Below are 20849 nucleotides of genomic sequence, written 5' to 3'. Positions count from 1 at the left end.
ATATGTTGGGCGGCAGAGTTTCCAGTCGCCGGAGGTCATCCACATGGGCAGTGCCGTCAAGTACCAGCGCACTCTTTTCGAGCCGGAACACGACCTGTTCCGCGAGTCCTACCGGGGCTTCCTCGACCGTCACGTCGCGCCCCATCACGACGAATGGGAGAAGGCGAAGATCGTCGACCGCGGCGTGTGGCTGGAGGCCGGCAAGCAGGGCTTCCTGGGCATGGCCGTGCCCGAGGAGTACGGCGGCGGCGGCAACCCCGACTTCCGGTACAACACGATCATCACCGAGGAGACCACCGCCGGTCGCTACAGCGGGATCGGCTTCGGCCTGCACAACGACATCGTCGCGCCCTACCTGCTGGCCCTGGCCACCGAGGAGCAGAAGCAGCGCTGGCTGCCGAAATTCTGCACCGGCGAACTCATCACGGCGATCGCGATGACCGAGCCCGGCACCGGCAGCGACTTGCAGGGCATCAAGACACGCGCGGTCAAGCAGGGCGACCATTACGTGCTCAACGGCGCAAAGACGTTCATCACCAACGGAATCAACGCCGACCTAGTGATCGTGGTGGCGCAGACCGATCCCGACAAAGGGGCGCAGGGCTTTTCGTTGCTCGTGGTGGAACGCGGCATGGAGGGCTTCGAACGCGGCCGGCACCTGGACAAGATCGGGCTGGACGCGCAGGACACCGCCGAGTTGTCGTTCACCGACGTCAAGGTTCCCGCCGAGAACCTGCTGGGGCAGGAGGGCATGGGGTTCATCTACCTGATGCAGAACCTGCCGCAGGAGCGCATCTCGATCGCCATCATGGCGGCCGCGGCCATGGAGCAGGTGCTCGAGCACACGCTGCAATACACCAAGGAGCGCAAGGCTTTTGGCAAGCCGATCGGCAGTTTCCAGAACAGCCGCTTCGTGCTTGCCGAGCTCGCGACCGAGGCCACCGTCGTGCGCATCATGGTCGACGAGTTCATCCGGTTGCACCTGGACAAGAAGCTGACCGCGGAACAAGCGGCGATGGCCAAGTGGTACTCGACCGAAAAGCAGGTGCACCTGATCGACCGTTGCCTGCAATTGCACGGCGGGTACGGCTACATGCGCGAATACTCGGTCGCCCGTGCCTATCTGGACGCGCGGGTGCAGACCATCTACGGCGGCACCACCGAGATCATGAAAGAGATCATCGGCCGCAGCCTCGGGGTCTAGCACTTAGTCAGCGGAAACGGCCAATTCGGACCTCGACGGCAAACCGCTGCGCGGGCCGGGTCCGTTTGTTCGGGTGGATCGTTGACCAGTTAATGGCTTCACGTACCGTCGCCCCATGCGTTTTGGGTTCGTCGGCGGCGTAATGGCGCACCGCCGAGGCTGTGCCGTATTGGGATTTGAGCGTGGCTCGGCATCATTTCGACATCGGCGTGGTATCCGTTTTTGTAATATTCGTGATTTGACTTCGCATTGTTCGTCGGCGGGAGCAAAGTTGTCCGAGCGCGGCGATAACGCGGATCGGAACGGGGCTGCGTCCCCGCGGTCGTGCGACGGCCCGCTCGCCGGCTGTGCAGGCACGGGCATGGCCGCAGGTCGGGGCGCAGCCGTCGGCTGGGAGGCTTGGTGAACGGGCAGAGAGGTCACATGCGCGGGCTGATCGGGAGCGCGCTGGTCAGCTTGGCCGCCACGGCACTGGCCCTCGGCTTGCTGGCCTCACCGGCGGCGGCGTCTCCGATCGGCGACGCCGAGGCCGCCATGATGGCCGCGTGGGAGAAGGCGGGCGGCGACGGTTCGCCCCTGGGCCCCCGCAAGGGCGATGTGTACCCCGCCGGTGACGGTTTCGAGCTGAATTTCGACGGCGGCAAGATGTTTTTCACCCCCGCGACGGGCGCCAAATTCGTCTACGGTCCGATCCTGGACAAATACGAGATGCTGGGCGGTCCCGCCGGCAGCGACTTGGGTTTCCCCGCCATCAATGAGGTGCCCGGCCTCGCCGGACCCGACAGCCGGGTGGCGACCTTCTCGGCGAGTGACAAGCCGGTGATCTTCTGGACGCCCGACCACGGCGCGTTCGTGGTGCGCGGCGCGATCAACGCCGCCTGGGACAAGCTCGGCAGTTCCGGCGGCGTGCTCGGGGTCCCGGTCGGCGATGAGACGTACAACGGCGAGGTGTCCGCGCAGAAGTTCAGCGGCGGTCAGGTCTCGTGGAACAGGCAGACGAAGCAGTTCACCACCGAGCCGCCGGCGTTGGCCGACCAGTTGAAGGGCCTGCAGGTGGCGATCGATCCCACCGCGGCCATCAACATGGCGTGGCGGGCCGCCGGCGGACCGAATGGGACGCTGGGGGTCAAGAAGGGCGCGCAGTACGCGATCGGCGGCGACGGGATCGTCCAGGACTTCGCCAACGGGAAGGTGTTCTTCAGCCCCGCCACCGGCGCGAACGCCATCGAGAGCAACATCCTGGCCAAATACGACGCGCTGGGCGGGCCGGCCGGCAGCGATTTGGGTTTCCCCACCGCCAACGAATCCGACGGCGGCATCCCGTCCAGCCGCGTCGTCCCCTTCTCCGGTGCCGACAAGCCGGTGATCTTCTGGACGTCCGAGCACGGCGCGTTCGTGGTGCGCGGCGCCATGAAGGCGGCGTGGGACAAGCTTCGCGGGCCGACCGGCAAGCTGGGCGCGCCCGTCGGCGACCAGGCCGTCGACGGCGACGTCGTCTCCCAGCAGTTCACCGGCGGCAAGGTCTCGTGGAACCGGGCGAAGAACACGTTCAGCACCGACCCGGCCAATCTGGCGCCGCTGCTGTCCGGCCTGCAGGTGTCGGGGCAGAACCAGCCGAGCAACTCGGCGATGCCCAGCCACGCCAAGAAGTTCACCTGGCAGTGGTGGTGGCTGCTGGCCGCCATTCCGGTGCTCGTGCTGATCGTCCTGGCGGGATTGCTGGCCCTCGGCTGGCGCCGGCGCCGCGCCGCCCGCGCGGACGTCGGCTACGAGCCCCACCGCGACCTCGATGCCGGTTACGACGCCGCGGGCGACCAACACTGGGGACGCGACGAAGTCGCCACCGACCACTTCGCCCGCCAGCCGGAAGGGGCCGATGCCGAGGGCGGCGGCCGGGTGAGCTGGCGCCGGGGCGGTGCGGACGAGGATTCCTACCGGGCCGACGAGGATCCCGACGCGGTGGACACCGACTCCTTCGCCGCCGTCTCGCCGGCCACGTTGGCGGAGGCCGGCTACCCCGAGGCCGAATCCGATTACGCCGAGGCCGAACCCGGTTACCCCGAATCCGGCTACCCCGAGTCCGAATACGCCGAATCCGACTATGCCGAACCGGATCACGCCGAACCCGGCTACGCGCAAGCCGACTACGCCGAGTCCGATTACGTCGAAGCCGAGTACGTCGACGACGTGCCCGAGCCCGCCTACCCGGAGCCCGTCCGGGCCGACGATGACTACGTCGAGGCCGAATACCTCGACGTCGCCGTGCCACACACGCCCCCGGACACCGAATTCGAGCCCGGCGTCCCCGAGGCCGGCGCCCCCGAGGCCGAGTACCCGGACGTCGCCGTACCGCACGTCCCGGCGGACGTTGCCGATGCCGTGGAAGATGCCGTGGAAGATGTCGAGGCCGACGCCGTGCCCGCGGCCCCGGCGGCCGAACAGCGCGGCGGGCGGCACGCGGCCGCGGAGGACGAGGACAGCGGAGCCGGGGCCGGCCCGGCCGGGCGCCCCACGATCCACCTACCGCTGGAGGACCCCTACCAGGTGCCCGAGGGCTACCCGATCAAGGCGAGCGCCCGCTTCGGGCTGTACTACACGCCGGGCAGCGAGCTCTACCACGACACGCTCGCCGAACTCTGGTTGTCCAGCGAAGAAGTGGCGCAGGCCAACGGCTTTCACAAGGCGGACTGACCCCGGCCGCCGGCTATACCTTGCGGATCACCGTGACGACCTTGCCGAGCACGGTCGCGTCATTGCCGGGAATGGGATCGAACGCCGGGTTGTGCGGCATCAGCCACACCTGACCGCCCGCACGCTTGAACGTCTTGACGGTGGCCTCCCCATCGAGCATGGCCGCCACGATGTCGCCGTTGTCGGCGACGTTCTGCTGCCGGACCACCACCCAGTCGCCGTCGCAGATGGCCGCCTCGACCATCGAGTCCCCGACGACCTTGAGCAAGAACAGCGTCCCCTCGCCGACCAGCTCGCGCGGCAACGGAAAGACGTCCTCGACGGCTTCCTCGGCGAGGATGGGCCCGCCGGCCGCGATGCGGCCCAGGACGGGAACGAACGTCGGCTCCGGAAGGGCATCCGAACCGGCGACTTCCGTGGCCGGCGCCGCCATCTCGTCGTCGGCGCCGCGGACGTCGACCGCCCGGGGACGGTTCGGATCGCGGCGCAGGTAGCCCTTGCGCTCGAGGGTGCGCAGCTGATGGGCCACCGAAGACGTCGACGTCAGGCCGACGGCGTCGCCGATCTCCCGGATGCTCGGCGGGTAACCGCGGCTGGTGACCGACGCGCGAATGACGTTCAAGATGGTGCGCTGCCGTTCGGTCAGCGTCGAATCCACGGCGTGCAGCCGACCGTCCGTGCCCGCCGATGAGGTGTCGTTGCTGTCGCTCATGGCACTGAATGTAACCCCACCGGGCCCAAGAATCAAACATGTGTTCGACTAGCGTGTCGGGATCCTACCGACTCCGCCAAAACGGCGTCTGATGTCTTGAATCACAAAGGTGTAACTCTTCGACGGATCGGGTATTTCAGCCGCATGTCAGCTCTAGCGCCCACGGACTTGTCGGTGGGGTGGTCTAGCGTTCGACTCGTGCGACACGCTTCGCTCACATGTTCGGATTTCGAACACACGAGCGATACAGTCGAACAGCTGAGCGAAGAATAGTTGACCGGAGGAACGCAGATGACAACCATCCACACGCTGGCGCCGCGTACCAGCAACCCTCGGCGTCCGGTCAACGGACCGGTTCAGGGGCTTCGCTACGGCCGGGAGGGCCTGGCCCGCTCCCGTAGGCCCGGCCCGACGCGGCCGGCCGGCGCGCCCACCCGCTATCACGGCACCGGGATCGCGATGTCCGGCGCGCCGCACCGCAAGCGGCCCGTCACGGTGACGACCACCATTTGGCTCGCGCTGGCCGCCGGCGCCATCACCCTGTGGCTGGGCCTCGTCGGCAACGTCGGCCAGGTGCTAAACGGCGACTCGGGCAGCTCGGCCGCTCACGTCCCGGACCGGCTGGCCGTCGTCCGCGTCGAGGCGGGGGAGTCGCTGCAGGACGTCGCCCACCGGGTGGCACCCGACGCGCCGGCGCGCCAAGTCGCCGACCGCATCCGCGAACTCAACGACATGAACTCGCCGGCCCTGGTGGCCGGCCAGACCCTGATCGCCCCGGTCGGCTAACGGCGCGAGTACGCTCGAAGTGCTGCGGTACCTGGATGTCGGCACGGCGAAGGAGCGGTCATGCATTGCCCGTTCTGTCGCCATCCCGATTCCCGGGTGATCGATTCGAGGGAAACCGATGAGGGGCAGGCCATTCGGCGCCGCCGATCGTGCCCCGAGTGCGGGCGGCGTTTCACCACCGTGGAGACGGCGGTGCTCGCCGTGGTCAAACGCAGCGGAGTCACCGAACCCTTCAGTAGGGAGAAGGTGATCAGCGGTGTCCGCCGGGCCTGCCAGGGCCGCCAGGTGGACGACGACGCGCTGAACCTGCTGGCCCAGCAGGTCGAGGACACGGTGCGTGCCGCGGGTTCCCCCGAGGTCGCCAGCCACGAGGTCGGCCTGGCCATCCTCGGCCCGCTGCGCGACCTCGATGAGGTGGCCTACCTGCGGTTCGCGTCGGTGTATCGCTCCTTTGAGTCGGCGGACGACTTCGAGCGTGAGATCCAGGCGCTGCGCGAACACCGCCAGGTGACGACGCCGACCTGACGGCACGGCGGGCTGCGTCGTCGCCGGGCTAGTCTCAGTTTCATGCCCCCCGACTTGCATCCCGACATCGCTGCCCTCGCACCGCTCCTGGGGACGTGGGCGGGCCAGGGCTCGGGCGAGTATCCGACGATCCAGCCCTTCGACTACCTCGAAGAGGTCGTGTTCTCCCACGTCGGCAAGCCCTTTCTGGGATACGCCCAAAGGACCAAGGCGGTGGCCGACGGCAAGCCGTTGCACGCCGAGGTCGGATACCTGCGCGCGCCGCAGCCCGGTCAGGTCGAACTGGTGCTCGCCCACCCGAGCGGCATCACCGAAATCGAGGTGGGCACGTTGACGGTCAGCGACGGTGTCATCGAAATCGAGCTGTCCACAACGGACGTCGGACTCACGCCCACCGCCAAAGAGGTGACCGCGCTGGGCCGCACCATCCGCGTTGACGGCGACGAGCTGTCGTATTCGGTGCGGATGGGCGCTGTCGGGCAGCCCCTGCAGCATCACCTCAGCGCGGCGCTGCGCCGGCAGGCCTGAGCGCGGCCTGCGGTCAATCCAGTTGCCTCACACCGTCATTGACGACGCGTCCGGCCACCCCGACCCAGCCCTCGGCGTTCCACGTCGTCTCGATGACCGACCCCCTGCCCTGGGTCACGTGCAGGTCACGGCTGAGGTAGTCGGTGATCCGCATCGCGGCCGAGCCGGTCGCTTCGTCTTCCGGCACACCGAGGTTCGCGAAAAAGCCGCGGGAGCGCAGGGCTCCGGCTTCCCGGTCGGTCCAGGCCCACAGGTAGTGCGCCGTGTCGTCGGGGAAATCGCCCGGGTCGGCGGCGAGAAGCTCGTCGGCTGAACCGAATTCGTGCAGGGCGACCTCGGGCGCCCAATCCGAGCGCGCGCTGACGCGCGTGCGGTCGCCGGCGTAACTCACCTGCACGAGACCGGCCGGCACGTGCAGCGTGTTGATCGGCGTGCCGTTCTCCCGTAGCCACCACGACGCGCCGACGGTGGGGTGCCCGGCGAATGCGATCTGGACCCGCGGCGTGTAGATGGTGGCGTGCGCGGTGGTGGAACCGGCGGCGGGCAGGTCGACGAAAACCGTTTCGCTGTAGCCCAATTGGGTGGCCAGCCGTTGCCGGTCGGCGGGCGGGACCTGAGCGGCATCCACTACGCCGAGCGGATTGCCGAAATTGCCCTCCGCGTCGGTGAACACCCGCAACACCGTGACGTCGATAGCCATGGCCCGACTGTACGACCCCCGGCGGGGCCGCATCGAGCAAGGTGGTTCAGGTGGCGCTGCGTTCGTCGGAACCCATCGCGTTCAGCACGGCGACGCGCGTGGGCGCGGGGCCGCTGACGGCCTTCTCACCGCCGCCGCTGCGGAGCAGCGCGCGCAGGGCGGCCTGATCGTATTCGGCGGGCGCGGTGGTGTCGATGAAGCGTTCGACCACGTCGATGAAGCGGGCCGGGTCGTCGTGGAACGGGAAGTGTCCGGAGCCTTGAAAGATCTCCAGGCGGGAGCCGGGCATCGCGGCGTGTGCCATCCAGGCGTGCCGGACCGGGACGACCACATCCTTGGTGCCCCAGACGATCTGCACCGGGATGGCTTCGGTCAAATAGCATCGGTCGAGCATGGTGACGATCTGCCCGCGCCAGTCGACCACCGCCCGCAGGGTCCGGCTGAAGGCCGCCGATGCCGTCGGCTCCGGCAGATCATCGAGGATCCGCAAGACGTTGGGCAGGTCGCGGCCCAGGCCGGTCGAGCCGATCGCCAGGCCCGCTATTCGCCCGGCCAGCTGCACGGCCGGCAGCACGAGGGGGAGCCGCAGCAGGGCCAGCGCCTCACTGCCCATCGGCAGCGACGCGAGCCGGAGCGCGACGTTCACGTCCTTGGTGACACCACCCGCGGCGACCAGAATGAGCCGGTCGACCAAATGCGGGAACTGGTAGGCGAATTGCATGGCCACGCCGCCCCCCAGCGAATGCCCGACGACCGTCACCCGCTCGATGTCGAGGACGCTGAGCAGGTCACGCATCCCGTTTGCGTAGGCGGCGACGGAGTAGTCGGCGCGCGGTTTGTCGGATCGCCCGTGACCGAGCAGGTCCGGGGCGATGACCGTGAACCGCTGAGCGAGCTTGGCCTGCACGGTGTTCCAGGTGGTGGAGTTGTCACCGATGCCGTGCACCAACAGGATCGCCGGCCCGTCACCGGCGATGCGGTAGGCCCGCTTGTAGCCGTGGATGGTGCGGAATTCCAGCCGGGGCGCGGTGACCTCACGCACCGGGCGGAGAGTGCTCTTGCGCTTCCGCTCGGTCATGTCGCCAACCTTGGTGTCGGGCCTAGGGCCGTGAAAAGGTCAGACCTGGTCGTCGTCGTCGCGCTTCTTCTCCGCCTGCTGGGCGAGGAATCGCTCGAACTCTGCACCAAGCTCGTCTCCGCTAGGCAGGTCCTCGTCGCGAGTTAGTAACGACCTGTTCTCCTGAGCGTCGATGAAGGCATCGTACTGGCGCTCGAGCGCCGTCACCACTTGGGCAACCTCCGCGCTCGCCTCGACCTGCTCGTCGATCTTGGTCCGGATCACCGCCGCTGCTTCGGTCAACGCCGTCAGCGGCAACTCGAGCGACGCGATCTTGGCCACCTGCTCGAGCAACGCCTCGGCGGCGGCCGGGTAGTCGGTCTGCGTCAGGTAGTGCGGCACGTGGACGGTGTAGCCGACGACCTCGTGACCGTGTTGGGCCATCCGGTATTCCAGCAGGTTGGACGCGCTGCCGGGGACCTGGATCTCGGAGATCCACGGCGTGAACTCGGCGATCAGCTCGGGCTTGTTGGAGTGCGCGGTCATCGTGATGGGCCGCGTGTGCGGTACCGCCATCGGGACGGTGCCCAGGCCGATGGTCTGACGCACATTCAGCCGTTCGGCCAGCAAGCGCACGGCGGTGATGAAGCGCTCCCACTTCAGATCCGGTTCCATGCCGGCGAGCAGCAGGAACGGGGTGCCGATGGTGTCACGCAGCGCGTACAGGCTCAGTTCCGGCTCGTCGTAGTTGGTGAAGTGATCGGTCTTGAAGGTCATCAGCGGGCGCCGCGAGCGGTAGTCCAGCAGCTCGTCGATGGCAAACGACGCGACGAGCTCGGTGTCCAGGGCCGCCTTCAGGTGCGACGACGCCAGCCGGATGGCGTGCCCGGCGTCCGAGAACCCCTCCAGCGCGTGCACCAGCACCGGGCCCCGGCCGTCCGACGTCGACAACTGCGGCGCCGGCAGCTCCAGCTCGTACATCCCGGCCTGTCCCTGCGGGTCCTGTTCGTCAGCCATCACCGCTCGCCTCCTGTCGGGGGTGTCGCCAGCGTGCCCTACCAGTGTCCCCCGAATCACGGGACACCAATATCAAACAGCGGTGTGAAGTTCGCGTTTCATCCGGAGGCGAACATCTTTCGACGTCGGCGGACGAGCGGGCAGGCGCGCGACGCGTGGGAGTCGGCCCGCTGAGCGGGCGTCAGGCATGATGAAACCGATGCGCGTACCGACCGTGATGCTGTGCCTGGTGGTCGCCGTGGCGACGTCGGTGACGTCGTGCAAGCGGCCGCCCGGCGACCGTGCGCTGGTCCCGTCGCCGTCCCCCGCGCGCAGCAGCACACCGGTGCAGCACATGGGTCAGCCGCAGCAAAAGGCGGTGGCGGCGCCGGTGGACCCGGACAAGCGCGTCGGCGCCATCTTCATCGACGGCGGGCCGCTGCACGTCTGCACGGGGTCGGTGGTGCATTCGACGGGCGGGAACCTGATGATGACCGCGGCGCACTGCCTGGCCGGGGCCTCGCAGATCACCTTCGTGCCGGGGTTCGCCGGCGACGCGCCGCCCGCCCCGGCCGACGTGTGGAAGGCCGACGCGGTCTACCTCGACCCCCGCTGGTCGGCCAGCAAGGATCCCAACGCCGACTATGCGATCGCGCGGCTCAGCAACGACGCCGGGGGCTCGGTGGAGTCGCGCGCCGGCCTGGCGCTGACCCTGGGCAAAACGCCGCCGCCCGGCAGCCACGTCACCGTGATGGGCTATCCGGCCGGCGTGGGTGGCGCGCCGATCGGGTGTCAGGCCAGCACGTCGTTGACCGAGGGCGGGTTCCCGTCGTTCCCGTGCGAGGGGCTGGTCGACGGCACCAGCGGCGCGCCCTGGGTCAGCGGCACCATGCTCACCGGGGTGATCGGTGGTTTCGAGCGCGGCGGGTGCGCTGCGAACGTGTCGTATTCGGCGCCGTTCGACGCCCAGACCGCGCAGTTGCTGGCCCGCGCCGAGGCGGGCGGCCCCGGCGACCCGCTTACCGGCCAGCTCGACGACAGCTGTTAGCTGCGGAACTGGTTGAGCGCGCGCACCTTGTTCATCACGTCGAGCGCGGCAACCTTGTAGGCCTCGGAAAAAGTGGGGTAGTTGAACACGGCGTCCACCAGGTATTCGACCGTGCCGCCGCAGCCCATGACGGCCTGCCCGATGTGCACCATCTCGGTGGCACTGGTCCCGAAGATGTGCACGCCCAGCAGCTTGAGGTCGTCGGTGGACACCAGCAGCTTGAGCATGCCGTAGGAGTCGCCGGCGATCTGGCCGCGGGCCAGTTCCCGGTACCGTGCCACCCCGACCTCGTAGGGGATCGCGTTCTTCGTCAGCTCGACCTCGGTGGCCCCCACGTAGGACACCTCGGGGATGGAGTAGATGCCGATCGGCTGCAGTTCGGTGATGCCGTCGGTCGGCTCCCCGAAGGCGTGGTAGGCGGCCAGCCGGCCCTGCTCCATGGACGTCGCGGCCAGCGCGGGGAAGCCGATCACGTCGCCGACGGCGTAGATGTGCGGCACCTTGGTCTGGAAGAAGTCGTCGACGAAGATCCGGCCGCGGTTGTCGGCCTCCAGTTCGGCGTTGTGCAGGTCGAGGTGGTCGGTCTGGCCCTGCCGCCCGGCGGAGTACATCACCGTCTCGGCCGGGATCTGCTTGCCGCTGGCCAAGGTGGTGACCGTGCCAGCCGAGCCGACGTCGACCGCGGTCACCTCCTCACCGAACCGGAACGTCACCGCGAGGTCGCGCAGGTGGAATTTCAGGGCCTCCACGACCTCGGGGTCGCAGAAGTCCAGCATGTCGCTGCGCTTCTCCACGACGGTGACCTTGGTGCCCAGCGCCGCGAACATCGAGGCGTATTCGATGCCGATCACCCCGGCGCCGACCACCACCATCGAGGTGGGCAGCGACTTGAGGTCGAGGATCCCGTCGGAGTCCAGCACCCGCTCCTCGTCGAACTCGACACCGGACGGTCGCGCCGGCCGGGTGCCGGTGGCGATGACGATGTGTTCGCCGGTGACCGTTAGCTTTTCGCGGCGGGACGGGTCTTCGACCTCGATGGTGTGCGGGTCGAGGAACCGCCCGTGGCCCAGCAACAGGTCGATGCGGTTGCGCATCAGCTGGTTGCGCACCACGTCGACTTCCTTGCCGATCACGTGCTGGGTGCGGGCCAGCAGGTCGGCCGGCGTGATCTTCTCCTTGACCCGGTAGCTCGCGCCGTACAGTTCGCGCTGGCTCATCCCGGTGAGGTAAAGCACGGCCTCGCGCAACGTCTTTGACGGGATGGTGCCGGTTTGGACGCACACGCCGCCGAGCATCTGGCCCCGTTCGACGACCGCGACCGACTTGCCGAGCTTGGCCGAGGCGATGGCGGCCTTCTGCCCGCCGGGCCCCGAACCGATGACCACCATGTCGTACTCTTGCGCCGAACCCATGCGAACAACAGTAGATCAGCACAACTCACAGTGCTGGGTTCATTCACAGGCCCGGGATCCGACCGGTTCCCGCGAGCACCGGCTGACGGTGCGGGCCACCAGCGTGGTCCCCATGACGACGCATCGACCCGACTTCAAGCTCAACCGACCCGGCGCACTCATCGCCGCACTGCCGGCCGTTCTCGGCTTCGTTCCCGAAAATTCATTGGTCCTGGTGTCTTTGGACCGTGGGGAGCTGGGAGCCGTGCTGCGGGTCGACCTCTCCGATGAACTCGCGGCCCGGGTGGGACACCTGGCCCAGGTCGCCGCCGCCGCCCGGCCCGACGGCGCCATCGCGGTGATCGTCGACGCGGACGGGGCGGACTGTCCCTGCTGCACCGAGGAATACCGGCAGCTGTCCGAAAACCTGGCAAAGTCGTTGTCGGACAACGATATCGAGCTGTGGGCCACCCACGTGGTGGACCGGGTCGCGGCCGGGGGCCGCTGGCACTGCGTGGACAACTGCGGCGCGAGCGGCCTCGTCGACGATCCGTCGGCCTCGCCGCTGGCGGCCGCCGCGGTGCTCGACGGCAGGCGGCTCTACGCGCGGCGCGCCGACCTGCAGGCGGTGATCGCGGTGCAGGACACGGCGCGCAGCGCCGCCTTGGCCGGCGCCATCGACCGGCAGGAGGGCAGGCGCCGGGCGGCCCGCCTCGCGGACCCGGCCCGCTGCGCGCGCGCCGACGTAAAGCAGGCCATGGCGGCCGCCTCGCGGGTGGCCGCCGGCCAGGCACTGTCCCGGGCGCAGCTCGCGAAGCTGAGCTGCGCGCTGGGCGACGCGCAGGTGCGCGACATCTTCTACGCCCTGGCGGTCGGCGAGAGCGCCGGCGCGGCCGAGTCGTTGTGGGCGCTGCTGGCGCGCACCCTGCCCCCGCCCTGGCGGGTCGAGGCCCTGGTCCTGCTGGCGTTCAGCGCCTACGCCCGCGGCGACGGTCCGCTGGCCGGGGTGTCGCTGGAGGCCGCGCTGCGTTGCGAGCCGGAGCATCGGATGGCAGGGATGCTGGACACGGCGTTGCAGTCGGGGCTGCGGCCGGAGGACATCCGCGAATTGGCGCTCACCGGCTATCGGCTGGCCAAACAGCTGGGTGTGCGGTTACCCCCGCGGCGGCCGTTCGGCCGCCGCGCGTGCTAGACCTTCTCGACCTTGACCGCGTGCGCCATCTCGTGCGGCAGGGTGACGTTCTCGTGGCCGGGGATGACGATGGTGACCCCGGCGGGACCGGTCTCGACGGTGACCCGGGCGTTGGGGACGACGCCGGCGTCCTTGAGGCGGGTGATCAGGTCGATGTCGCCCTGCACGTGCTCGGTCAGTTGGCGGACGACGACGGCCACCGGCGAGCCGGGCGGCAACTCGGTCAGCCGGACCAGGTTGGCGTCGTCGGCACCGGAGTCGGGGCCCACGCCCAGGTCCAACAGCCCCGGGATTGGGTTGCCGAAGGGGGAGGTGGTCGGGTGGTTGAGCACCTTCACCAGCCGCCGTTCGACGTCCTCGCTCATCACGTGCTCCCAGCGGCACGCCTCGGCGTGCACTTCCTCCCAGGGCACCCCGATGACGTCGACGAGCAATCGTTCGGCCAGCCGGTGCTTGCGCATGACGGCGATGGCCAGCGCCCGGCCCTTGTCGGTGAGCTCGAGGTGGCGGTCGCCGGCGACGTGGAGCAGCCCGTCGCGCTCCATGCGGGATACGGTCTGGCTGACGGTCGGCCCGCTCTGCTCGAGGCGTTCGGCGATGCGGGCACGCAGCGGCGTCACGCCCTCTTCTTCGAGGTCGTAGATGGTCCGCAAGTACATCTCGGTGGTGTCAACCAGGTCGTTCATTCAGCACCCTCCATCGACGCCGAGTCTACTTGGCCAGCTGCGCGAATGGGTGTAACGCTTCCCCGACAAGCAGTATGCCCGCCGCGTGTGCGGCGGGCATACCGTCTGCTACCTAGCTCGGGCGGCGATCGCAGGCGCGGCGGGAGCCGGGCGCCGCGGGTCGCCGCGATCTCTTACGTTGCGGCCTCAGCTTGCGTACGACCGTAGCCGGTCGGCGCGCTCGCCGTGGCGGAGTTTGGACATCACGTCCCGCTCGATCTGCCGGACCCGCTCACGCGACAGCCCGAACAGCTTGCCGATCTGGTCGAGGGTGCGTGGCTGACCGTCGTCGAGGCCGAAGCGCAGCCGGATCACCTGATGCTCGCGCTCGTCGAGAGTGGCCAGCACGCTGCGGATGTCGGTGTGCAGCAGCTCGGCGATCACCGCGTTCTCGGCCGACATCGCCTCGGCGTCCTCGATGAAATCGCCCAGCGGTGCTTCCTCTTCGGATCCGACCGGCATGTCCAGGCTCACCGGGTCGCGGCTGTGCTCGAGCAGGTCGTTGATCTTCTCGACCGGAATGCCGGACTCGGCGGCCAGCTCCTCGTCGGTGGCCTCCCGACCCAGGTTCTGATGCATCTCCCGCTTGATCCGGGCCAGCTTGTTGACCTGCTCGACCAGGTGCACGGGCAGCCGGATGGTGCGGCTCTGGTCGGCCATGCCGCGGGTGATGGCCTGACGAATCCACCACGTCGCGTACGTGGAGAACTTGAAACCCTTTGTGTAGTCGAACTTTTCCATCGCGCGGATCAGCCCCAGGTTGCCCTCCTGGATCAGGTCCAGCAGCGGCATCCCGCGACCCGTGTAGCGCTTGGCCAGCGACACCACCAGGCGCAGGTTCGCTTCGAGCAGGTGACGCCGCGCCGCCGCGCCGTCGCGCACGACGGCCTCCAGGTCGCGTCGACGGTTCTCGCCCAGCCGCTTACGGGTTTCGAGCAGATGCTCGGCATACAGCCCGGCCTCGATGCGCTTGGCAAGTTCCACTTCGCCCGCGGCGTTCAACAGCGCCGTCTTACCGATGCCGTTGAGATATACGCGCACGAGGTCCGCGGCCGGGCTCTGAGCATCCAGATCGCCGTCAAATCTGCTCGTGCTGGCGTTCGCCATAGCGACCTCCCGTTCGGCTTGTACTGTCATTGAGTTCAACGACAGATCAGCCCTGAGAGTTCCCAGCCCCTTGCCATCTCACACGTCTTGACGTGCAGAAATGTGCCGCCGACCTGAGAATGTCCTGAGAAGTCGGGGGCACACCCTTCTCGGCTACGGAAAGACGTCGCCGCCGGGGCCCGGGGGCCAGTCCGGTTGCGGCTGGCGGCGCGGCTCGAGCGCCGGGCGCTCGGCCGTCGGGAACAGCGGGGTGCGCCGGTGGGCGTCGTCGAACCGCCGGGGCTCCTCGGAGCGGCGGGGCGGCCGGTCGTTGGCGATCAGCACCGCCATCCACGGCAACGGCACCGACACCGCGACGATCGCCAGCGAGATCAGACCGTTGTGCCAGGCGCCGTAGGCGACGGCGGCCAGGATCAGCGCCGGGATGCGGAACGCCATCAGCGTCAGGTATTTACGCACCCGCGCGCGGTGCTGCTCCTCGTAGGACTGGGCGGCGCCGGTGATGAGGACTGGCCTGCCATCGTCGTCGAAACCCAACTCAGAGCGCTTCATATCTCCCCGCGCCTCTTTTCTTTCTGCGCCTCATTTCCACTGTCCCACACCCGAGGAATTCCGGCAGGAGCGAGTCACGGGGCACAATGTCAGGTATGCAGACCCAGACGATCGAACGCACCGAGACCGACGAACGCGTCGACGACGGGACCGGCAGCGATACGCCGAAGTACTTCCACTACGTCAAGAAGGACAAGATCGCCGAGAGCGCGGTCATGGGCAGCCACGTGGTGGCCCTGTGCGGCGAGGTCTTTCCCGTCACCAAGGCGGCCAAGCCCGGCTCACCGGTGTGCCCGGACTGCAAGCAGATCTACGACCGGATGAAGAAGGACTAGGCCCGGCCCTCACAGCGTCGCGCTGTCGGGCGCCGGCTCCGGCTCCGGCTCCCGCTCCGAAACCATTGACCGCTTCAGCACGGGCACGCGGTGTTCCAGCCACTTGCGCAGCCGGTGCGCGTGCGTCTTGGGCGCCGGGAACTCCTCCTGGATCGCGGCGTTCAGCTCGGCGCCCAGCATCACGGCGAATCCGCCGAAGAACGCGAACAGCAGGAACGCTATCGGGGTGGCCAGCGCGCCGTAGGTGTAGCCGGTGCTGGTGATCCACCGCAGGTAGACCCGCAGGCCCAGCGTGGCGATCAGGAACACGGCCGTGGCGAGCACGGCCCCGAAGATCAGGCGATGCGTCGGCAGGGGCTCGGGCAGCGCCACCCTGTACAGGATCACCACCCCGACCAGCAGGCCGAGGATGAGTGCCGGGTAGTAGCCGTAGCGCAGGACGTTTTCCAGGCTGTCCGGGATGTGCTCGCTCACCTTGCGCGGACCCACCACCAACACCGGCGCCGCGCACACCACGAAAACCAGCATCACCACGTAGAGGAACAGGGCGAACAGCCGCTGCCGCACGGGATGCCGCAGCGGGGTCTGGTCGTGCGCCTCCACGACGGCGTCGACGTAGGCCGAGATCGCCGACGATCCGGCCCACATCGAGATGAGGAACCCGACCGACACGACCTCGCCACGGGCGTTGGCGGTGACGTCCCGGATGGTCGGCTCGATGATCTCGTTGACGACGCTGGGCGAGAAGAAGCTGCGGATCGCGGAGATGATGCTCTTCTCGATCGACATCATCGTGTCCGGGCCGAACAGCGGCGCCACGTAGGCCAGGCTGCCCAGGATCCCCAACAGCAGTGGGGGGAGCGACAGCGCCGACCAGAAACCCGCCTGCGCCGACTCGGAAAAGATGGAGTCATCCCAACTTTTGGAGATGGTCCTCAGAGTGAGTCGCCAGATGTGATGGCGGGACGGTTTTGCGATTTGATCGCTCATACCCGTCCAGCATTACCGAAGACCGCCGCAGTCAGCCACATTGCCCACGGGTGAGTTGGGCGCAATCAGCTCCCGCTGAACTCCAGGACGGCCGACAGCTCGGTCAGTTTCGCCTCGTGCTCGTTGGCGTGGTGCTGGCAGAAGAGAAGCTCGGCTCCGGAAGGCAGCTTGGCGCGGACTCGAGCCGCGGCACCGCAGCGATCGCAGCGGTCCGCACGGGTTAGCTCGGGACTGGTCAGAGTTGCATTCATGGCTTCTCCGTTCTTGCTTTTATTCACTCTCTCAGACGTATGGGGTTTTCGCGTTGTTCCCCGATCGTTATCGGGTGTGTCGTTTCTCACGGCCTGTAAACGTTTGGTTTCGGCGAACTTTCTAAGCTGATCATTCGTGGCTTTCGCTCCTGAAGTGCTGGTACATCTGTGCGGCCGCGACGCGTGGTCGCGGGCCCGCGCCACCGGCGAGATTCGTCCCGACGCGTCCGGCGGTGGTGAGTTCATCCATCTTTCGGCCCCCGAACAGGTCCACCTGCCGGCCAACCGGCTCTACCGCGGGCGCGATGACTTGGTGCTACTGACCATCGACCCGGCGAGGCTGGACTCCGAAGTGCGTTGGGAGCCAGGCGTAGCAACGGACCCGGAGGCGATGCTGTTCCCGCACCTGTACGGTCCGTTGCCCATCGACGCTGTGATTCGGGTCACCGATTACCGGCCCGGCGCCGACGGCACGTTCGCGCCGGCGGGGGAGTCCACGTAGGCGTCGGCCTCGATCTCGACCAGGAGCTGGGGCGCTATCAGCGCGGACACCTCCACCATGGTGGCCGCGGGCCGGATGGCGCCGAAGACCTGCGCGTGCACCGCCGCGACGTCGCGCCACCGGGACATGTCGGTGACGTAGATGCGGGTGCGGACCACGTCGGTCAGCGACGCACCCGCTTCGTGGAGCGCAATCTCGATGCGGTGCAAGGCATCTCGGGCCTGAGCCGCGATGTCTGGCCCGGCGCCGGTCGTTCCGGCCACGGCCACGTGCGGGCCGACCCGGACCGCGCGCGAATAACCGACGGCCGATTCGAACTCGGAGCCAGACGAGACCAGTGTGCGATTCATGGCCGTCACCGTACGACGGTGGCGCCGCCGACGCGACGGGTTTTCTTCTGCGGCTGAGCGCCCTTGTGCGGCAACCGGTTCGGTGGGAGGACGGCTGGCTCTGTAGTTGGATGATCGCGCACGGGCGAAAAGAAAGTGTCCCCTTAGGTGCTCGTGATTGCCCTAGGTCGATGAACGCAGCCCGAAGGACGGGTCGCGACGACCCAAGGAGATCACCATGAAGAACGCCACCCGCAAGCCCACTCGCATCCACTACGCCGCCGCGCTGTTTGGCGCTCTGGCCATTGCCGCGTTGGCCCCTGCCACCGCTTACGCCGAGCCCAATGGGTCCTCTGGCCCGAGCGGCGGCTGCCACTACACCGACCCTGACGGCTACGACATCCCGATCGATGAGGGCCAGGGCGTGATCGTCGGGGGCAAGCTCGTCACCTGCACCGGTGGGAAAACGGTGGTCACCGATGCGCCGGCGCGCACGAACCCCCATCGACCGGTACCGCCGAGCCACGCACCCGTGTTGACCCGCAAAATCTAAGCGTCGCAACGACGCTGAAGCCGTTGGGCCCGCCATGGGAGAAATCCGGTGGCGGGCTGACGCCTGTGCCCCGGAGGATTGGTGCTCGCTAGTCGAGGTAGTCGCGCAGCACCTGGGAGCGGCTGGGGTGGCGCAGCTTCGACATCGTCTTGGACTCGATCTGACGGATGCGCTCGCGGGTCACGCCGTACACCTGGCCGATCTCGTCGAGCGTTCGCGGCTGGCCGTCGGTGAGGCCGAAGCGCAGCCGTACCACGCCGGCCTCGCGCTCGGACAGCGTCTCGAGCACGGACTGGAGCTGGTCCTGCAGCAGGGTGAAGGACACCGCGTCGACGGCCACCACGGCCTCGCTGTCCTCGATGAAGTCACCCAGTTGGCTGTCGCCCTCGTCGCCGATGGTCTGGTCCAGCGAGATCGGCTCGCGCGCGTACTGCTGGATCTCGAGCACCTTTTCGGGCGTGATGTCCATCTCCTTGGCCAGCTCCTCGGGCGTGGGCTCGCGGCCCAGGTCCTGCAGCAGCTCGCGCTGGATGCGGCCCAGCTTGTTGATCACCTCGACCATGTGCACCGGGATGCGGATGGTCCGGGCCTGGTCGGCCATCGCGCGGGTGATCGCCTGGCGGATCCACCACGTCGCATAGGTGGAGAACTTGTAGCCCTTGGTGTAGTCGAACTTCTCGACCGCGCGGATCAGGCCCAGGTTGCCTTCCTGGATCAGGTCGAGGAACGCCATGCCCCGGCCGGTGTAGCGCTTGGCCAGCGACACCACCAGACGCAGGTTGGCTTCCAGCAGATGGTTTTTCGCGCGATCGCCGTCGCGGCAGATCCACATCATGTCGCGGCGCTGAGCGGCGGGCAGCTTGTCGCCGCGCTCGGCCATCTCGCTCATCAGCTGGGTGGCGTACAGGCCGGCCTCGATCCGCTTGGCCAGCTCCACCTCTTCCTCGGCGTTGAGCAGCGCCACCTTGCCGATCTGCTTGAGGTAGGCGCGGACCGAGTCCGCGGAGGCGGTGAGTTCGGCGTCCTTGCGGGCCTGGCGCAGCGCCTCGGATTCGTCTTCGTCCCAGACGAAATCGCCGGAGGCCTTGTCCTTCTCGGAGGGCTCGGCGATCTCCTCGTCCTCCTCGGCGGCGGCCTCGCCGGCCGCGGCGACCGGGGCGGCCGCCTCCTCGCTGTCCTCGGCGTCGGCCGGCTCGATCTCCGCCTCGTCGCCGTCGGCCGCGACGTCGTCCTCGAGGTCCTCGAGGTTCAGGTCGCCGGCGTCGATCTCCAGGTCGTCGCCGGGCTCAGCGTCGAGTTCGGCGTCGTCGAGATCTTCGACGGCCTCCAGATCGACCTCGGCGTCCGCCGGGGCGGCCTTGGCCGCCTTCGTTCCGCGGCCCGACGGGGCCTTGGCCGCGCGGGGCTTCTTGGCCTCGCCGGCCGCCTCGGGCTTGGCTGCCCGGGCCGGCGCCTTGGCGGCGCGCTTCGCGGGGGCGGCGGCGTGCGCGGCCTTGGCCGCGGGTCGCTTGGCGGGGGAGGGCGAAGACTTCGTCGCGGTCCGTTTTACCGGCGCATCGGTTGCCGCGCTTGCCTTGGTGGCTGCCACTTACACCCCTTCGTTTGGGCTCACCTTCGGTGGGTATTGGGCATGGTTAACCGAAAGTGTCTGCTATGTCGATGTCGGCGTTGGATCAGCGTCGGCATTCGTACGCTGTCGGTCGGGCGGTCGCCGATGACCATTGTAACGACAGTGAGCGGCCGAACGGCTCTGCCGGGGAAAATCAGTGGGTCACGTCGGAGGTCGAGGCCATGGCCGCGCCCACTATCCCGGCGGTGTTGAGCAGGGCCGCGGCCACCACCGGGGTGCGGTTTTCCAGCAGCGGCAGCCACTTGTCGGCCTTGCGGCTGATGCCGCCGCCGGCGATGAACAGGTCCGGCCACACCGCGTTCTCGATCGCCACCAGCACCCGGGTGACCTGCTTGGTCCACTTTTCGTAGGTCCAGTTGTTGCGCTCCTTGACCGACGACGCCGCCCGCAGTTCGGCCTCCTTGCCGCCGACCTCGAGGTGCCCGAACTCGGTGTTGGGTATCAACGTGCCGTTGTGAATGACGGCCGAGCCGATTCCCGTGCCGAACGTCAGCAACACCACCAGGCCGGACTGGTTGCGGCCGGCCCCGTAGTGTTCCTCGGCCAGCCCGGCGGCGTCGGCGTCGTTGAGCACGGTGACGTCCTGGCCGTTCAGCTCGGCGCTGATGATGTCGCGGGCGTTGGTGCCGATCCACGCCTTGTCCACATTGGCCGCCGTCTGGACGACGCCGTGGGCGACGACCCCGGGATAGGTCACGCCGAGCGGGCCGGTCCAGCCGAACGCGTTGACCACCTCGGCGATGGTCTTGGCGACCGCGGCCGGGGTCGCCGGCTGCGGGGTCAACAGCTTGACCCGTTCGCCGATCAGCTGCCCGGTGTCCATGTCGACGATGCCGCCCTTGATGCCGCTGCCGCCGACGTCGATGCCGAATCCCCGACGCTGTGGGCTGCCCCCGGCGGGGCCGGTGCGGGGCGTGTCCGTGGTCGAGTCGGTGCTGGTCATCGGAGCTCCTGGGCGTGGCTGCGGCTGTCCGCCCACCTTAGCCCGGCGCCAATGTGGCCACGGGGTATCTGCGCCGCCGCGCCGCCTGTGATGCGATAGACC

At 68.3% G+C, this 20849-nt stretch carries 23 protein-coding genes; 10 read left to right on the top strand and 13 right to left on the bottom strand.

Going from position 1 to position 20849, the window contains the following annotated elements; all coding sequences use genetic code 11:
* Positions 1-43 precede the first annotated feature (43 nt).
* Both A5702_RS06395 and A5702_RS06390 read left to right on the top strand, forming a co-directional pair.
* Complete coding sequence (locus tag A5702_RS06395) at positions 44-1204, top strand: acyl-CoA dehydrogenase family protein (RefSeq protein ID WP_055401684.1); 1161 nt, start codon at positions 44-46, stop codon at positions 1202-1204.
* 423 nt (positions 1205-1627) lie between these two features.
* Positions 1628-3895 (top strand): LGFP repeat-containing protein, encoded by a 2268-nt coding sequence (locus A5702_RS06390; RefSeq protein ID WP_068219168.1) that lies wholly within the window; start codon positions 1628-1630, stop codon positions 3893-3895.
* 13 nt (positions 3896-3908) lie between these two features.
* Here the strand turns inward: A5702_RS06390 and lexA are convergent, their stop codons facing one another.
* Positions 3909-4607 carry a transcriptional repressor LexA gene (lexA, locus tag A5702_RS06385; protein ID WP_055401680.1) on the bottom strand — a complete coding sequence of 233 codons (699 nt, stop codon included), beginning with the start codon at positions 4605-4607 and terminating at the stop codon, positions 3909-3911.
* A 291-nt stretch (positions 4608-4898) separates the two neighbouring features.
* Between lexA and A5702_RS06380 the strand changes: the two genes are divergently transcribed.
* The 3 genes from A5702_RS06380 to A5702_RS06370 are packed head-to-tail and all read left to right on the top strand — an operon-like array spanning position 4899 to position 6446.
* Positions 4899-5393 carry a LysM peptidoglycan-binding domain-containing protein gene (locus A5702_RS06380; protein ID WP_068219165.1) on the top strand — a complete coding sequence of 165 codons (495 nt, stop codon included), beginning with the start codon at positions 4899-4901 and terminating at the stop codon, positions 5391-5393.
* A gap of 60 nt (positions 5394-5453) precedes the next feature.
* Positions 5454-5918, top strand: a complete 465-nt coding sequence (nrdR, locus tag A5702_RS06375; protein ID WP_055401676.1) for a transcriptional regulator NrdR — start codon at positions 5454-5456, stop codon at positions 5916-5918.
* Between the two features lie 42 nt (positions 5919-5960).
* The gene (locus A5702_RS06370; RefSeq protein WP_068219162.1) at positions 5961-6446 is read left to right on the top strand and encodes a peroxynitrite isomerase; all 486 of its coding nucleotides are present in this window, start codon (positions 5961-5963) and stop codon (positions 6444-6446) included.
* A gap of 13 nt (positions 6447-6459) precedes the next feature.
* Here A5702_RS06370 and A5702_RS06365 read toward each other — a convergent pair whose 3' ends face one another.
* Genes A5702_RS06365 through A5702_RS06355 form a run of 3 tightly spaced genes read right to left on the bottom strand, consistent with a single transcriptional unit; the run spans position 6460 to position 9220 of the window.
* Positions 6460-7146 carry a PhzF family phenazine biosynthesis protein gene (locus tag A5702_RS06365; protein WP_068219158.1) on the bottom strand — a complete coding sequence of 229 codons (687 nt, stop codon included), beginning with the start codon at positions 7144-7146 and terminating at the stop codon, positions 6460-6462.
* Positions 7147-7192: 46 nt separating this feature from the next.
* Positions 7193-8224 (bottom strand): alpha/beta fold hydrolase, encoded by a 1032-nt coding sequence (locus A5702_RS06360; RefSeq protein WP_055401670.1) that lies wholly within the window; start codon positions 8222-8224, stop codon positions 7193-7195.
* 39 nt (positions 8225-8263) lie between these two features.
* Complete coding sequence (locus A5702_RS06355) at positions 8264-9220, bottom strand: proteasome assembly chaperone family protein (protein ID WP_055401668.1); 957 nt, start codon at positions 9218-9220, stop codon at positions 8264-8266.
* Positions 9221-9407: 187 nt separating this feature from the next.
* Here A5702_RS06355 and A5702_RS06350 point away from each other — a divergent pair, with 187 nt between their 5' ends.
* On the top strand, positions 9408-10247 hold the full coding sequence (locus A5702_RS06350) for a serine protease (RefSeq protein ID WP_067815385.1): 840 nt from the start codon (positions 9408-9410) through the stop codon (positions 10245-10247).
* Here A5702_RS06350 and sthA read toward each other — a convergent pair.
* On the bottom strand, positions 10244-11659 hold the full coding sequence (gene sthA, locus A5702_RS06345) for a Si-specific NAD(P)(+) transhydrogenase (RefSeq protein WP_055401664.1): 1416 nt from the start codon (positions 11657-11659) through the stop codon (positions 10244-10246). The two genes, A5702_RS06350 and sthA, sit on opposite strands and share 4 nt — an antisense overlap.
* A gap of 112 nt (positions 11660-11771) precedes the next feature.
* Between sthA and A5702_RS06340 the strand changes: the two genes are divergently transcribed.
* A complete protein-coding gene (locus A5702_RS06340) occupies positions 11772-12830 on the top strand; it encodes a DUF4192 domain-containing protein (RefSeq protein ID WP_068219186.1) in 1059 nt (352 codons plus the stop codon).
* Here A5702_RS06340 and A5702_RS06335 read toward each other — a convergent pair.
* The 3 genes from A5702_RS06335 to A5702_RS06325 form a co-directional block, all read right to left on the bottom strand.
* Positions 12827-13516, bottom strand: a complete 690-nt coding sequence (locus tag A5702_RS06335; RefSeq protein ID WP_055401662.1) for a metal-dependent transcriptional regulator — start codon at positions 13514-13516, stop codon at positions 12827-12829. The genes A5702_RS06340 and A5702_RS06335 overlap by 4 nt on opposite strands.
* Positions 13517-13702: 186 nt before the next feature.
* Complete coding sequence (gene sigB, locus A5702_RS06330) at positions 13703-14692, bottom strand: sigma-70 family RNA polymerase sigma factor SigB (RefSeq protein ID WP_082459793.1); 990 nt, start codon at positions 14690-14692, stop codon at positions 13703-13705.
* A gap of 123 nt (positions 14693-14815) precedes the next feature.
* Positions 14816-15214, bottom strand: coding sequence for a DUF3099 domain-containing protein (locus tag A5702_RS06325; protein ID WP_067815388.1), 399 nt, complete (start codon positions 15212-15214; stop codon positions 14816-14818).
* Between the two features lie 95 nt (positions 15215-15309).
* Here A5702_RS06325 and A5702_RS06320 point away from each other — a divergent pair, with 95 nt between their 5' ends.
* Entirely contained in the window at positions 15310-15549 is a 240-nt protein-coding gene (locus A5702_RS06320) for a DUF3039 domain-containing protein (RefSeq protein ID WP_055401655.1), read from the top strand.
* Between the two features lie 9 nt (positions 15550-15558).
* On the opposite strand, the gene A5702_RS06315 is transcribed toward A5702_RS06320, so the two are convergent.
* The gene (locus A5702_RS06315) at positions 15559-16539 is read right to left on the bottom strand and encodes a YihY/virulence factor BrkB family protein (protein WP_068219156.1); all 981 of its coding nucleotides are present in this window, start codon (positions 16537-16539) and stop codon (positions 15559-15561) included.
* Between the two features lie 65 nt (positions 16540-16604).
* A complete protein-coding gene (locus A5702_RS25495) occupies positions 16605-16790 on the bottom strand; it encodes a hypothetical protein (RefSeq protein ID WP_082459792.1) in 186 nt (61 codons plus the stop codon).
* 136 nt (positions 16791-16926) lie between these two features.
* Here A5702_RS25495 and A5702_RS06310 point away from each other — a divergent pair, with 136 nt between their 5' ends.
* Positions 16927-17292, top strand: a complete 366-nt coding sequence (locus tag A5702_RS06310; RefSeq protein ID WP_055401651.1) for a DUF952 domain-containing protein — start codon at positions 16927-16929, stop codon at positions 17290-17292.
* Here the strand turns inward: A5702_RS06310 and A5702_RS06305 are convergent.
* Positions 17241-17642: a RidA family protein gene (locus A5702_RS06305; protein ID WP_068219152.1), complete on the bottom strand. Its 402-nt coding sequence runs from the start codon at positions 17640-17642 to the stop codon at positions 17241-17243. The genes A5702_RS06310 and A5702_RS06305 overlap by 52 nt on opposite strands.
* Positions 17643-17859: 217 nt before the next feature.
* On the opposite strand from A5702_RS06305, the gene A5702_RS06300 reads away from it, so the two are divergent.
* Positions 17860-18174 (top strand): hypothetical protein, encoded by a 315-nt coding sequence (locus tag A5702_RS06300; protein WP_068219149.1) that lies wholly within the window; start codon positions 17860-17862, stop codon positions 18172-18174.
* An 88-nt stretch (positions 18175-18262) separates the two neighbouring features.
* Here A5702_RS06300 and A5702_RS06295 read toward each other — a convergent pair whose 3' ends face one another.
* Both A5702_RS06295 and ppgK read right to left on the bottom strand, forming a co-directional pair.
* On the bottom strand, positions 18263-19762 hold the full coding sequence (locus A5702_RS06295) for an RNA polymerase sigma factor (protein ID WP_055401645.1): 1500 nt from the start codon (positions 19760-19762) through the stop codon (positions 18263-18265).
* Between the two features lie 175 nt (positions 19763-19937).
* Positions 19938-20747 carry a polyphosphate--glucose phosphotransferase gene (gene ppgK, locus A5702_RS06290; RefSeq protein WP_068219146.1) on the bottom strand — a complete coding sequence of 270 codons (810 nt, stop codon included), beginning with the start codon at positions 20745-20747 and terminating at the stop codon, positions 19938-19940.
* Positions 20748-20849 lie beyond the last annotated feature (102 nt).

The organism is Mycobacterium sp. E3339, assembly GCF_001666915.1.
Lineage (GTDB): Bacteria > Actinomycetota > Actinomycetes > Mycobacteriales > Mycobacteriaceae > Mycobacterium.
The sequence above is the reverse complement of the archived record's forward strand: the minus strand, read 5'-3'. Positions and strand labels throughout refer to the sequence as shown.

Excerpts from the sequence above, each read along its gene's own strand:
- A5702_RS06355 (WP_055401668.1), bottom strand. The coding sequence starts at position 9,220 with ATGGCTGACGAACAGGACCCGCAGGGACAGGCCGGGATGTACGAGCTG.
- A5702_RS06360 (WP_055401670.1), bottom strand. The coding sequence starts at position 8,224 with ATGACCGAGCGGAAGCGCAAGAGCACTCTCCGCCCGGTGCGTGAGGTC.
- A5702_RS06370 (WP_068219162.1), top strand. The coding sequence starts at position 5,961 with ATGCCCCCCGACTTGCATCCCGACATCGCTGCCCTCGCACCGCTCCTG.
- A5702_RS06315 (WP_068219156.1), bottom strand. The coding sequence starts at position 16,539 with ATGAGCGATCAAATCGCAAAACCGTCCCGCCATCACATCTGGCGACTC.
- ppgK (WP_068219146.1), bottom strand. The coding sequence starts at position 20,747 with ATGACCAGCACCGACTCGACCACGGACACGCCCCGCACCGGCCCCGCC.
- A5702_RS06395 (WP_055401684.1), top strand. The coding sequence starts at position 44 with ATGGGCAGTGCCGTCAAGTACCAGCGCACTCTTTTCGAGCCGGAACAC.
- A5702_RS06340 (WP_068219186.1), top strand. The coding sequence starts at position 11,772 with ATGACGACGCATCGACCCGACTTCAAGCTCAACCGACCCGGCGCACTC.
- A5702_RS06320 (WP_055401655.1), top strand. The coding sequence starts at position 15,310 with ATGCAGACCCAGACGATCGAACGCACCGAGACCGACGAACGCGTCGAC.
- A5702_RS06350 (WP_067815385.1), top strand. The coding sequence starts at position 9,408 with ATGATGAAACCGATGCGCGTACCGACCGTGATGCTGTGCCTGGTGGTC.
- A5702_RS25495 (WP_082459792.1), bottom strand. The coding sequence starts at position 16,790 with ATGAATGCAACTCTGACCAGTCCCGAGCTAACCCGTGCGGACCGCTGC.
- A5702_RS06300 (WP_068219149.1), top strand. The coding sequence starts at position 17,860 with ATGAAGAACGCCACCCGCAAGCCCACTCGCATCCACTACGCCGCCGCG.
- sthA (WP_055401664.1), bottom strand. The coding sequence starts at position 11,659 with ATGGGTTCGGCGCAAGAGTACGACATGGTGGTCATCGGTTCGGGGCCC.
- A5702_RS06380 (WP_068219165.1), top strand. The coding sequence starts at position 4,899 with ATGACAACCATCCACACGCTGGCGCCGCGTACCAGCAACCCTCGGCGT.
- A5702_RS06335 (WP_055401662.1), bottom strand. The coding sequence starts at position 13,516 with ATGAACGACCTGGTTGACACCACCGAGATGTACTTGCGGACCATCTAC.
- sigB (WP_082459793.1), bottom strand. The coding sequence starts at position 14,692 with ATGACAGTACAAGCCGAACGGGAGGTCGCTATGGCGAACGCCAGCACG.
- A5702_RS06365 (WP_068219158.1), bottom strand. The coding sequence starts at position 7,146 with ATGGCTATCGACGTCACGGTGTTGCGGGTGTTCACCGACGCGGAGGGC.
- A5702_RS06325 (WP_067815388.1), bottom strand. The coding sequence starts at position 15,214 with ATGAAGCGCTCTGAGTTGGGTTTCGACGACGATGGCAGGCCAGTCCTC.
- lexA (WP_055401680.1), bottom strand. The coding sequence starts at position 4,607 with ATGAGCGACAGCAACGACACCTCATCGGCGGGCACGGACGGTCGGCTG.
- nrdR (WP_055401676.1), top strand. The coding sequence starts at position 5,454 with ATGCATTGCCCGTTCTGTCGCCATCCCGATTCCCGGGTGATCGATTCG.
- A5702_RS06390 (WP_068219168.1), top strand. The coding sequence starts at position 1,628 with ATGCGCGGGCTGATCGGGAGCGCGCTGGTCAGCTTGGCCGCCACGGCA.
- A5702_RS06305 (WP_068219152.1), bottom strand. The coding sequence starts at position 17,642 with ATGAATCGCACACTGGTCTCGTCTGGCTCCGAGTTCGAATCGGCCGTC.